The organism is Campylobacter concisus, from assembly GCF_003049085.1.
GTDB lineage: Bacteria > Campylobacterota > Campylobacteria > Campylobacterales > Campylobacteraceae > Campylobacter_A > Campylobacter_A concisus_H.
The window spans coordinates 288778-300888 of record NZ_PIQX01000002.1; the positions used below are offsets into that span (position 1 = coordinate 288778).

Below are 12111 nucleotides of genomic sequence, written 5' to 3' on the forward strand. Positions count from 1 at the left end.
GCGGTAAATGTCTAAAATTTGGTATGTAGAATTCCCGACGTTTCAGTATAACGAGGACGTTAAAGCCCTAGCCAAAGAGCGAGGGCTAACAATCATCGACGCTAAATTCGACGATGGCGACGGAGTGAAAGACCCGCCCGAGCTGACGCTAAAGGGTGCGACGCAAGAAGTCGATTACGACGAGCTGATTTCAAGGCTCGATACGTTAAAAGCGGGCGAATTGAAGTTGCTAGCGGCTCATTTGGGCGTTGAATATACTAACGCGGACGGCACGAAAGCCGCCATAAAAGAGAAGCTAGGACAATGATACCCGAGAACGGCACCGGGCTAGCTAATGCCGACGCTTACGTTTCGGTCGAGTTTGCCAATGAGTACTTTTCGGCACGCGGCAACCAAACGTGGGCGGGGCTGGGTAGCGCGGATAAAGAGGCAGCCATTATCAAGGCGACGGATTATTTAGAGGCGGTATATTTTGATAAATGGCAAGGCGAGAGATTAAAAGCCGATCAAGCTTTGAGTTTCCCGTGCTCGCCGTTTGGGATGCCTGCTAAGCTTAAATCCGCCGTATGCGAGCTGGCTATAAGAGCAAACGCGGGCGAGTTAATGAGCGACGTCGAGCGACTAACTACAAAAGAAAAAGTAGGCAGTATCGAGGTGGAATACGCGCAAAACGCAGACCCCGCCACCAAATACGCTTACGTAGCTAGCCTTTTGAAGCCGTTTTTAAAACCGAGTAGCGCAATGGTAATAAGGCTAGAGCGATGCTAAACGAAAAAGCCAAAAATACGGCGTTTAAACTGCTCGAAAAATTCGGCAAAGTAGGCACGTATAAACGCAAAAGCGGGCAAATTTACGACCCAGAAACTGGCGGAATGACCGAACAGATAAGCGAATACAAAGTAAAGGCGTATATCGATAGCGCGAAAAGCTACTCAAATTTAATAGAAAAAAGCTTATTAAACGAAGGTGATAACGTGATCTTGATAGCCGCTAAATCTTTGCCATTTATGCCGCAAAACAACGACGTAATAGAGTTTCCTCACTGCTCCTATACCATCAAATACAATGACGCGGTATGGGGAGGCGAGGACGTGGCGTTACATCAGCTAATAGGAGTTGCAAAATGATTGATAGGCAGATAAATAACTTTAGCGCAAAGGCTCAAGAAAAAGTGCTGAAAATCTTTAAAAAATCAGTCATTGATCTAACTTCAGACATCATCAGCGATACGCCGGTAGATACGGGTAGGCTTAAAAATAATTGGTTTCCTAGCACGGGCGCGGCTAGCGAGCAGACAACAGAAGCGACCGCAAACGAGGCGGGAGATAGGTCCAATAGCCTCGTAAACAATCAGCTAGCGCTAGATAAAACCTTTTATTTTACAAACAATTTGCCTTATGCCTTTCGCATAGAGTTTGAGGGTTGGAGTAAGGTAAAGGCCCCGCAAGGTATGGTAAGGCGCAATGCTATCCGCTGGAAGCAAATAGTAAAAAGGGCGGCACGTGCTTAGAATTCGTCAGGCTTTAGAAAAAGCGGTTTTAGCGGTTACGCCGGCTATCGATACGGCGTTTGAAAACACGACGTTTAATCCTAGAGCGGGCGAGCCTTACCAACAACTACATTTTTTACCCGCCAAACCAAGCGCTGCTGTAATTGATGATAGTATTTCAGAAGTATTGGGCGTGTTTCAAATAACCTTACGCTACCCGGCAGGCGAGGGCGTTAAAAACGTTCTTGAGAGGGCGAGACTTTACGAAAAAGCTTTTAAAGTAGGCGTAAAGCTAGAAAATGAGGTTTTTATTACCGCTCCGACGAGCGTTAATATTTTAGGCATTGACGGCGATCGCTACGGCGTGGCCGTTTCTATTTATTTTAAATCTTATAAGGAGTGAAAATGGCGGAGCAGTTAAAAGTAACAGATAGCCAGCTTACTAAATTTTATATTTGCGACACTAGCGTCGATTTGGGCGATGCGGCTAAAATAAAAACGGCGCTAACATCGGCAAAACGTATAGCGTATTTAGAGGATTTGGGCGACTTTACCAAAACCCGTAAAACCAACGAATACGAGTGCATAGACGAGGATGCTACGGCAGTATCCCAGGGTGCTATAAGCTATAGCGAGACGGAATTAAAGCTATTTTATGCGGCGGGGCAAAATAACGGCGTAAAAGAGCTTACCGAGATGTTTAACAAGAAACTACGAAAGCAATTTATCATCGTGGGTAGTGACGAGCCTGCGACGGGAGCAAATAAAAACCCGACCTACATCACGGGCGAGTTTATAAACACCAAAACTGGCGTATCTATCGCAAAAGACGACGTCGTGCGCGTACCGATAACCATCAAAATAACACGCCTAGACGACATCATAGAGGCTAAGGGGGCGTAAGTTATGGATTTAAAGAATTTCGATATAAGCAACGGTGAAACGGGTGTCGAGCTAACCATCCTCGATCTTGACAACAAACCGACCGACATCAAAATCAAAGTGCTAAGTTTTCACGGCAAAAAAGGACGCGAGGTATTTATGAACGCCGTAAAAGAAAATAAAGGCGCCGAACAAAGCACGCTAGAGGTTATGGTGGGGCTTACGGTAGGCTGGAGCGGCATTAGCGAAAACGGCAAAGAGCTAAAATTTAGCCCCGACGAAGCTAAAAGAATTTACGAAACCTATCCGCTAATTGCTAATCAAGTCGAGCGTTTTGCGGAGAATGCGAGAAATTTTTTAAAAAAGTAAGCGACGAGCTCGCGCTATACGTTAGGCAGCTAGCCTACTACGCAAAAACCGACGTTAAAGAGCGCGAGTTCCCTCAGGTAACCCAAGGACGACATCTACTACACGCGCTTGACGAGCTAGGATATTGCAAAAATAGCGGCTTTGGCGCGGTAGCCTTGGATTTTAACGATATTAAAAATTATACCGAGCTAACGGGCGACAAATTCAATTGGTGGGAAATATCGGTTTTACGCAACTTAAGCCGTATCTACGCCGCCGAATTAAATAACGACGACAAGCAGGCCTATGCGCCGTATCAAGGCGAATTTAACCCGAAATCTTTTTCATCTATCAAAGAAAAATTCATGAAGTAGTCTTTTAAAGGATACTTTTTAGCGTTGCGTTAGTAATGTTGGCATTGCCAAAGTAGTATCGTTAAGCGCTTTGCCCGCCTTTTTAAAAATATTTGTAGTTTTTTCAAATATTGCGCCCACAATCAACATTATAATAGTAAACAATATAGCTGCAATTGCAAAAAGTATATACCAATGCGGCGCAGCAAGCATATTTATTTTGAGTGCAATAGAAAAACCTTTTTTATATGTTTCAAGTTCTTTTTGGCTCTTTTTTATTCTTACCACAACAGCGTCTCTTTTCTCATAAAAACCTTTTTTATCCGTTAGCAGTATTTTAATCGTAAACCATAAGGCCGAAGGAAATAAATTTTTATCGACGGAGTCTGTAAACATTGCGTAAAGTAGTTGCTTAAAATCTTCGCTGTAATCCTCGTCGGCTTCAACTTCTTTTATTAAGTTAACTAATTCCCATCTTTTTTCAAGAGAGAGTTTAGTCGTCGTTTGATGGTATCTGACTAAAAGCAATGTTATTCCGACGCACAAAACTAATGCCACAATTAAAGAACTAGTCATTTCTTCTTCCTCCCTTTTGAAAGTTCTTGGAATTGTCTTATTCTTGTTTCTTCGAGCTTCTTTGCGTGTTTATAGTTTAATTTAATAATAAAATAAGCAAAGGCGCAAGCAATAATAAAAATAAGAACATTGGATAAAAAGCACGGCTGGTCTTTGAATAGTTCGGCTATTCTATTAAAAATATCTAAAGTTGATTGAGTATTCATACCGCCATACTTAATTTAATTCATTTAAGATGCTAAATATACCATAAAAAGGCAAAAAAATGTTTAAATTGAGTTAAATTATAAGGAGTGGTTTTAACCCTCCCCTTTTTTTTGTTGTTGCCCTCTCGGAGCGGGATTATTATTTCGACAAATACAAAAAGCTATCCGAAAAAAATACACAAAAAGAAAACAAATGCGTCAAGGCATTAGACGAAACGCAAAAGCGTTTTGAGGAGATTTTTACGGCTATCGGTGCAGTCAAGGCGTATATTTTTGACAATGATGAATTTTTTATGAAAAACAACGTGCTATTAGCCTAATTTTACCAAACCAACGCCCCCTTAAATTTCATATACAATGTGCCCTAGATTAAAAGAGGGGCAAATAATGACCGAAGTTGCTAGTTTGATTGTTAGCGCCAAAGTTGAGGGGGCGGACAAGCTAAAAAGCGATTTAAACAGCGTAAGTAACGAAGTAAAAAAGGCCGAGAAGTCGGCGGCGCAGCTGTCGGGTGCTTTTGCTACCCTAAAAACAGCTATCGGGGCAATCGCAGGCTCTATGATAGTGCGCGAATTTGTGCAAATCTCGGACGAAATGAGCCTGATGAGCTCGCGCCTAAAAAAGGCGACAGATTCAATGGTGGAGTTTACTGCACAACAAAAGGCGATGCACGCTATCGCTAGAGACACTCACGCCGACATAAAAGACACTACCGACCTATACGTTAAACTTGCTCCAGCACTTAAAGACCTCGGCAAAAGCACTGAGGATATAAACAAAGTAACCTCAAATTTTACTAAAGCCTTGCAATTAGGCGGAGCGAGTGCCGAGGAAGCCGCCGCCGCGATAAAGCAATTCGGTCAAGCTATGGGTAGCGGCGCGTTAAAAGGCGACGAATTTAACTCTATCGCCGAGGCTTCGCCGACGCTTATGCGCTATCTCGCCGACGGGCTAGGCGTGCCGATAGGAAAACTAAAAGAGCTGGGCGGACAAAGTAAATTAACGGCCGAAGCAGTATCAGGCGCTCTCTTAAAAATGAGCGATCAGATTGACAAAGACTTTACTCAAATGCCCGTAACCGTCGGCAAGGCATTTACCGATCTAAAGACTGAAATGTCGCTTTTGGTGGCAGAGTTTAACGAAGCCGCAGGCGCGACGGGCGGGATGTCGCAGGGCTTAGAAAAAATAGCCGATTGGATAAAGGATAACCGCAGCGACATTGTCGAGTTTGGACTTGACGTATATCGTAGCTTCCAGCTTATGGGAACAGCGGTCATTTGGTTAGGGCTTGCTGTAGATAACGTATTCACGGCAATTCCCACCGCAATAACTTTGGCTATCGACGCAGCTACTACTACGCTATCTAATGGGCTAAATTCTATGATTGCCGAAGCAGAGGAGGCGTATAACTCAATAGCTTCCCTGTGGGGCGGCGAGACTAGATTTGGGCGCATAGATATTTCTACCAATATATCTGACGGACTTATGAAGCACCGCAAAGAGTTAGATGAGCAAATCAGCCTAACCCAAGACGCAATGAAAGGGCTACTAAAAGACATAGCCGAGGATACTATGGCAAGCGCCGCGCCGAAAATAAACGAAAAATTCGAGGGGATTAGACAGAGCGTCAAAAATACGGGCACGCAAGCGACCAAAACGAAAGAGCAAATAAGCGCCCTAAACAGAGCGCTTTTAGAGATAGCCCAAAGCGGAATGAGCGAAATCGAAAAAAAAAGAGATAACGTTGCAAGGAAAGCTCAAGAGTGGACGGCGCTCGGCGTAAGTCCGGATAAAATCGCGGAATATAGAAAAAACGAACTAGCAAAAATAGACGCCGAAGAGACGAAAAATAAGCTGGCGGAGCAAGAAAAAACCAAGCAAGAACAAATCAAGGCCACTAACGAATATTTGAAACTAAAAGACCGCGAATTTAATTTAGCTAAACGCCAAACGGAGCTAATAAGCGACGAAACGGCTAGACGTATACGTCTAGTGGAGATAGAGCACAGCCACGCTGCAGAGCAATATACGGCTATGCTAAAAAAAGGCGAGATTACTGAAAATTACTACGCCCGCGCCATGGCATCAGAGGAACAGCTTTATCAAAAGCAGATGTTTGACGCTTCAAGCTGGGGGCAGATTATGCATAGCGGCTTAAATAGCCTTGAAAGCGCTATGGGTAATTTCTTTGATTATTCGTCCGATCGCTTTATGAAATTCGGCGATTTAGCGCAGGATATTTTAGGGCAAATTTATAGGCAAATAGTAAAGATGATGATAATCCAGCCGTTAATCAATTCGGTTACGAATATGTTACCAGGAATGTCTGGAGGGGCTACTCCAGCTCCTGCTGCTTTGCCAGCTGGAGGATTTGCAAGCGTATTAAATGCTACCCCAGCGGCAAAAGGTGGTGTATTTAATAGCCCCGATCTGCATAGCTACGCCAACTCTATCGTAAGCAAACCGACCTTTTTTAAATTTGCCAAAGGCGGTATTCCCGACATCGGCGTAATGGGCGAGAAAAACGGCGGTAGCCCCGAAGCTATTATGCCTTTAACAAGGACCTCTAACGGCGACTTAGGCGTAAAAGCGCAGGTCGGAGCGTCTTTAAATAGCGTAAAAGTAGAAGTCATAAATCAAACCAGAGAGGACGTAAAGGTATCTAATGCCGCGGTAAGGCGAAACGACGGCGAATGGGTCATATCTTTAGTTTTAAACGGCGTGAGTAAAAACGTCTTAGGCTCGCGCGAAACTTTAAGGGGGTTATTAGCGTGAATACTTATCCTAGCTATCCGCCGATTGTCGTAGGTTCGTCGAGAACCTTACGCAATCCTACGCATAGAAGCTCAAGCGACGGCGGCTATACGATAACACGTAAAAAATGGACTAAACCTAAAAGCTCGTATAGTTTAAATTACCCCGCCCTAAACGCGGAGCAGTTCAAAATTTTAAGAGATTTTTTCGTAGAAAATCAAGGGCAGGCTTTTAAATTCCGTTATCCGCTGGAGGACGAAACTAAAATTTGCGTATTTGCGATGGACGATTTAAAAGCCGACGACAATATGCAAAACCACTGCGCGGTAAAAGTGGAGATAGTAGAGATATGAAACTAACTACGATAAAGGATTTAAACGCCGCGGCTTCAGATAGCGCGCTTTTAGTAGGGCTTGAAATTTTTATTCCCGAAACGCCTACGGTACGCATAATAAACAATAGCGAGAATATAACCTTTATAGGGGAAGAGTTCGTGGCGTTCCCTTTTAGTATAGGCGAAATCCAAACGGCTAAGGGCGAAATACCGCAATTTAATTTAAGTATCGATAACACCAGCCGAGCTATGCAAAATTACATAAATTCTTACGATAACTACGTAAAAACGCGCGGCGCAGAAAACTCTACTATTAAAGCAAAAATTTACGTGATAAATACTAAAGATTTAAGCGAGCCAGTGCTTGAGGAGTTTTTTGAGCTTACAGATTTTAGCTCTGATAGTAAAGCTGTAACCTTTAACCTAGGTGCAAGCAATCTTTTTAATATGAGCTATCCACCACGGAAAATGTATAAGGATTATTGCGTATTTAAATTTAAAAGCGAGGAGTGCGGTTATAACGGACTAGAAACTCGTTGCGATAAAACCTTGGCTAGTTGCAGGGCTAAGAATAATTCGGCGTGCTTCGGCGGATTCTTGGGAATTGCGGGCGGGTATAAGAAATGACGATAAGGGATTTAATAGGCGCTCCGTTTGAGGAAATGGACTGCTTTGCTTTGGTGAGAAAGTGCTACGAGATAGAGCGTGGCATAATCATACCGCCAGCACGTGCGCCGCACGATAGAGCTAAACTCGTATTTAGCGAATTTTTAGACGAGATTTCAAAAAACTGGCATAGAGTAGAAAAGCGTAAGGGCGTTTGCGTAGCTTTGCGTTACGATATGAACCACCCTAAAATAGTAACGCATTTCGGATATTTAATCGACGAAGAGCATATTTTACATACCACGTCGCAAACGGGCGCTATCGTAGAACGGCTAGCTAATTACGAAAAATTGATAGAGGGCTATTATGACCGAAAATAAAATAATAACCTACAATAACGTTTTAAATCCCTTAGATAGAACGATACTAGCTAGCGGAGAATATAAAAATATCGACGAAATTTTAAAGGAATTAAAATATGATAACGAAATTTACGATCTCGTAATTTCTAAAAATAGCGTTATACAAAGCGGCTTTTTCGAGCTTGAAAACGGCGACGTAGTAAATATCGCTATCGTGCCTAAAGGCGGAGGCGGAGGCGGTAAAAAGATTCTAGGCATCGTGGCTTCTATTGCGATAGCTATCGCCGCGCCTTATGCCGCCGCGCACATGTTAGGAACCGTCATAGGCGGAACGGGAGCTATGGCCGCTGGGCTTGGAACGTACGCGCTAGCCGCTGGTATCGCTGTGGCTGGCAATTTGCTATTAAGTGCTATTATGCCTAAACCATCTATGCCTGGCTTTGATAGAATGGATTTTAAAAATTCCAATACCTACGGCTGGAATAAGCCTACCAACCAAGCTATGCAAGCTCAAGTAGTGCCTAAGGTTTTTGGGACACATAAAATAACTCCGCCGTTAATCGCTTCGCATATAATTAGCGATGGCGATAAGCAATATTTTAATGGTCTTTATGCGCTAAACGACGGTGAGATTAAAGATATACGAGAGATTAAGATAAATGATGAGCCGATAGAGAATTTTAAAGGCGTAACTTATGAGATTAGAAACGGATTTAATAACCAAAATATAATCTCTAATTTTAACGATACTAGCTACGATAAGAACATAGGCAAAAAGCTAAACCCCGATTTATCTTACTCTTTAGCTCAAACGGACGGTAATTTCGTAACGAGCCTATCCGTAACGCTAGTTTTTCCGCGCGGGCTTTATTACGCCAACGATAAAGGCGGGCTTGACGGATACTCGGTAAACGTGAGGGTAGAATACTCCGCCGACGGCAAAAACTGGACGCCGATAACGGGGCAAACCATTTCAGCTGCGCAGACTTCTACTTTTAGGCGAGTCTTTAGGGTGGGTAACTTACCGCCCAATAAATATAACATTAGGGCTAAATTTGAAACCGCGCCCAATACTGGCAGCCGTTACGCAAGCGATTGTTATTTAGAATACGTAACCGAAACCGTAAGCGACGATTTTATTTATCCTAAAACTGCGCTTCTAGCTATTAGGGCGTTAGCGACTGATCAGCTAAACGGCGGAGCACCTAGGATTAGCGCGGTCGTAACGGCTAATAGCGATAATCCCTCTCATATTTGCCGTAAAATTTTAGAAGATAGCGGCGTGGAGAGTTTGCGCATAATGCCTAGTTTTAACGAATGGGCTAATTTTTGCGAAGAAAAGAGCTTAAAATGTAATATCGTATTCGATAGCGAATTAAGCGTTAGAAAGGCCTTAGATACGGTTAGCTTGCTAGGTCGCGCGTCCGTGCTTCAAGCGGGTTCTAAATTCGACGTAATAATAGAAAAAGCGGGGCTAATTCCCGCTCAAAGCTTTTTGTTCGGTATGGGTAATATCTTAAGCGATACGTTTAAGCAAAATTTCCTCCCTTTGGTAGATAGGGCGAATTTTATCGAGATAACTTATTACGATAAAAATAAAGATTACGAGCCTTCCGTCGTTTCGGTCGGACAAATAGCCGCCGATAATTCGCGCGTAAGCAATAAAAGCTCCGTTACGCTGGTAGGCTGCACGGACGAGGCGCAGGCTAGAGCTTACGGACGCTTTACTTTAAATTGCAACCGCTATTTAACCGAAACGATAGAATTTGAAGCCGACAAAGATAGTTTAGTTTGCAGATACGGCGATATTATCAAGGTTAGCCACGATACGCCTCAATACGGCTTTAGCGGTAGATTACTAGAAGATAGCGGCGCGGATTTCGTTATTTTAGATAGAGATTTAGATACCGTAGGCGGCGTAAAATACGCTATTCAAATCAAAAACGACGTAAACGAGATCAAAGAGTTCGAGATTTTAGAAATCCTAGCTCCGAATAAACTAAGGCTGAATTTAAACGGAAGCGTCTTTAGAAAATACGACAACTACGCATTCGGCGAGATTAATAAGGCTTCTAAATTATACCGAATTTTAAAGATAGCTACTTCGGGCGAATTTACGCGCCATATTACGGCGATAGAATACAACGAGGATATTTACGACGATAGGGAAAATATAAGCGTTACGGATTATTCGTCGCTGGACGTACGGAATCTAAGAATAAGCGAATATTTAAAATACGATACGGCCAAAAATATAAAAACTATGCTAGCTCTAGCTTGGAGCGGCAATTCGCTGTTTTATTTCGTAACTTACAAAAGCGCTAGCGAAGAACGAACGATAAAGGTCTTTAATAGCGCGTTCGAGTTTGAAGCCAAAGAGGGCGAAACCTACGAAATAACGGTAAAAGATGGCGCGGGCAATAGCGCGGGTAAGATTTATAAGGTTTTAGGCAAGCTTTACCCGCCGGAGCCGGTAGAGAATCTAAAAGCGGTCGAGCTAAGGGATGTTTGGGCTTTAAGCTGGGATTATTTACCGCCGCTAGATTTTAAAGAATTTGAAATTTATGAAGACAATGCACTGGTAGGGAAAACGGCTTTAAATAGATTTGATATGCCTAAGACTAAATTAAACTCTAAATTAAGCGTGATCGCGGTCGATACTAGCGGCATAAGAAGCGATGCGGCGAATTTGGATTTAAACGTTACGCCTTTAGCGGACGTAGAGGGCTTTAATAGTATATACGAAGATAATAAGAATTTGGCTTTTTGGCGCGATACGGGCGAAAATTACGAAATACGAAAAGGTTTAAAATTCGAAACCACTTATAGCGTTTACTCAGGGACGGCTCCTAGAGCGTTCTTAAGCTCGATCGGAACTTATCTTATAAAAGCTTTTTATATAAACGCCTACGGATTAAGGGTCGAGAGCAAAAACGCCGCGGTTTTGATAATAGACGAAACGCTTGCCCCGCAAAACGTCATAGAACGTATCGACGCGCCTACTTGGGGCGGTCGTTTAGATAGCGTGCAGCTATTCGAGAATTCGCTCGCTTTGGCTACCGATATACCGCTTTTTTATCATTTCGATTTATTGCCGAACGTAGATTTAGACGAAAGTATCGACGAAGATTATAGCGGGGATAGAAAAGTTTTAAGCAAGACGGGCTATTACGAGAGCGATAAAATAATAAATTTAACGGGCGCTAAGCTTTGCGATATTTCTTCCGCATTCGACGCGATAGGGCTTAGTTTAAACTCTAACTTCGATTTGCTGGATAACGTAGATTCGTCCCAAAATATCGACGGGCTAAACGTCGGGTCGTTCGACGTCGCGGTAGAAATTTCTTCAAGCGTAGACGGGGTAAGCTTTAACGAGTTTAGGGACTTTAAAGACGGGCGGTACGTAGGCAAGGCTTTTAAATTTAGATTAAAGCTAACTACGCGTGACGAGCTAGTAACGCCGCTTATAAGAAGCTGGAGCGTAATAGTAGATATGCCCGACGTTATAGAGAGCGGCTCGGCGTTTAGCGACGATAGCGGCGATATTTTAATCAGTTATAAAAATAATTTTAGCGTCTCCCCTAAAGCGCAGATAACGATAATAAACGCGTTAGTCGACGACGATGCCGTTTTAACAAACCAAAGCAAGGAGGGATTTATGATAAAAATCTTAGATAAAAAAGGAACGGCCGTGAGGCGAGAATTTAATTACATAGCGAAAGGATATTGATGCAAACGAGCAAATACGAAATAGGCGCAAATTTGCAAGGGCTAGAGTTTAGGAGGCAGGCTAACGAAATTTTAGCCGCGTTAGCTAGCAGCAACGCCGGGAATTTAGAACCGGCGGCGGCTCAAGCCGGTACGGTATGGTTAGATACGTCCAACAACAAAAAACATCTCTTAAAAATACGCAATAAGGCTAATAGCGCGTGGGGAATTCTTTGCTCGATAGACGCGCAAAGCGGAGTGGTAGACAAGATAGACGCATACACTAAACGCGAAAGCGATGATAAATTCGCTCTAAAAACCGAGCTACAAAAAGCTATACCAGTCGGAAGCTATCTTTTATATAGCTCAAACTCAAATACGCCAGAGGGCTTTCTCCGTTGTGACGGATCAGCGCTTGATAAAAACACATACGCCGCACTCTTTGCGGTGATCGGCTACACATACGGACGAAGTGGCGATAAATTCTTGCTGC

14 protein-coding genes are annotated in these 12111 nt (G+C 43.2%); 13 read left to right on the forward strand and 1 reads right to left on the reverse strand.

The features are described 5' to 3' along the window. Window positions 1-7 precede the first annotated feature (7 nt). From CVT13_RS03840 to CVT13_RS03870, 7 genes are read left to right on the forward strand one after another with little or no spacing between them, the layout of a single operon-like run. On the forward strand, window positions 8-307 hold the full coding sequence (locus tag CVT13_RS03840) for a hypothetical protein (protein WP_087584256.1): 300 nt from the start codon (window positions 8-10) through the stop codon (window positions 305-307). Beyond that, on the forward strand, window positions 304-768 hold the full coding sequence (locus tag CVT13_RS03845; protein ID WP_107811665.1) for a DnaT-like ssDNA-binding protein: 465 nt from the start codon (window positions 304-306) through the stop codon (window positions 766-768). The genes CVT13_RS03840 and CVT13_RS03845 overlap by 4 nt, the downstream gene beginning before the upstream one ends. After that, window positions 762-1127 carry a hypothetical protein gene (locus CVT13_RS03850; RefSeq protein ID WP_087584258.1) on the forward strand — a complete coding sequence of 122 codons (366 nt, stop codon included), beginning with the start codon at window positions 762-764 and terminating at the stop codon, window positions 1125-1127. Before CVT13_RS03845 ends, CVT13_RS03850 begins: the two co-directional genes overlap by 7 nt. Next, a complete protein-coding gene (locus tag CVT13_RS03855) occupies window positions 1124-1510 on the forward strand; it encodes an HK97 gp10 family phage protein (RefSeq protein ID WP_107811666.1) in 387 nt (128 codons plus the stop codon). Before CVT13_RS03850 ends, CVT13_RS03855 begins: the two co-directional genes overlap by 4 nt. Then, entirely contained in the window at window positions 1503-1892 is a 390-nt protein-coding gene (locus CVT13_RS03860) for a phage tail terminator-like protein (RefSeq protein WP_107811667.1), read from the forward strand. Before CVT13_RS03855 ends, CVT13_RS03860 begins: the two co-directional genes overlap by 8 nt. A gap of 2 nt (window positions 1893-1894) precedes the next feature. Then, window positions 1895-2392 carry a hypothetical protein gene (locus CVT13_RS03865; protein WP_021087196.1) on the forward strand — a complete coding sequence of 166 codons (498 nt, stop codon included), beginning with the start codon at window positions 1895-1897 and terminating at the stop codon, window positions 2390-2392. Between the two features lie 3 nt (window positions 2393-2395). Continuing rightward, entirely contained in the window at window positions 2396-2740 is a 345-nt protein-coding gene (locus tag CVT13_RS03870) for a hypothetical protein (RefSeq protein ID WP_107811668.1), read from the forward strand. Between the two features lie 371 nt (window positions 2741-3111). Here CVT13_RS03870 and CVT13_RS03880 read toward each other — a convergent pair whose 3' ends face one another. Then, window positions 3112-3648, reverse strand: coding sequence for a hypothetical protein (locus CVT13_RS03880; protein WP_021087171.1), 537 nt, complete (start codon window positions 3646-3648; stop codon window positions 3112-3114). A 593-nt stretch (window positions 3649-4241) separates the two neighbouring features. On the opposite strand from CVT13_RS03880, the gene CVT13_RS03890 reads away from it, so the two are divergent. The 6 genes from CVT13_RS03890 to CVT13_RS03915 all read left to right on the forward strand — a co-directional run. Next, the gene (locus CVT13_RS03890; protein WP_159071101.1) at window positions 4242-6629 is read left to right on the forward strand and encodes a tape measure protein; all 2388 of its coding nucleotides are present in this window, start codon (window positions 4242-4244) and stop codon (window positions 6627-6629) included. Next, window positions 6626-6961: a DUF2460 domain-containing protein gene (locus tag CVT13_RS03895; RefSeq protein ID WP_159071102.1), complete on the forward strand. Its 336-nt coding sequence runs from the start codon at window positions 6626-6628 to the stop codon at window positions 6959-6961. Before CVT13_RS03890 ends, CVT13_RS03895 begins: the two co-directional genes overlap by 4 nt. Continuing rightward, window positions 6958-7569 carry a DUF1833 family protein gene (locus tag CVT13_RS03900; RefSeq protein ID WP_107811673.1) on the forward strand — a complete coding sequence of 204 codons (612 nt, stop codon included), beginning with the start codon at window positions 6958-6960 and terminating at the stop codon, window positions 7567-7569. Before CVT13_RS03895 ends, CVT13_RS03900 begins: the two co-directional genes overlap by 4 nt. Further along, complete coding sequence (locus tag CVT13_RS03905) at window positions 7566-7928, forward strand: hypothetical protein (protein WP_107811674.1); 363 nt, start codon at window positions 7566-7568, stop codon at window positions 7926-7928. The genes CVT13_RS03900 and CVT13_RS03905 overlap by 4 nt, the downstream gene beginning before the upstream one ends. Continuing rightward, the gene (locus tag CVT13_RS03910; RefSeq protein ID WP_107811675.1) at window positions 7915-11640 is read left to right on the forward strand and encodes a phage tail protein; all 3726 of its coding nucleotides are present in this window, start codon (window positions 7915-7917) and stop codon (window positions 11638-11640) included. Before CVT13_RS03905 ends, CVT13_RS03910 begins: the two co-directional genes overlap by 14 nt. Then, a partial coding sequence (locus tag CVT13_RS03915) for a phage tail protein (RefSeq protein WP_199907273.1) occupies window positions 11640-12111 on the forward strand: 472 nt, incomplete at its 3' end. The genes CVT13_RS03910 and CVT13_RS03915, both read left to right, overlap by 1 nt.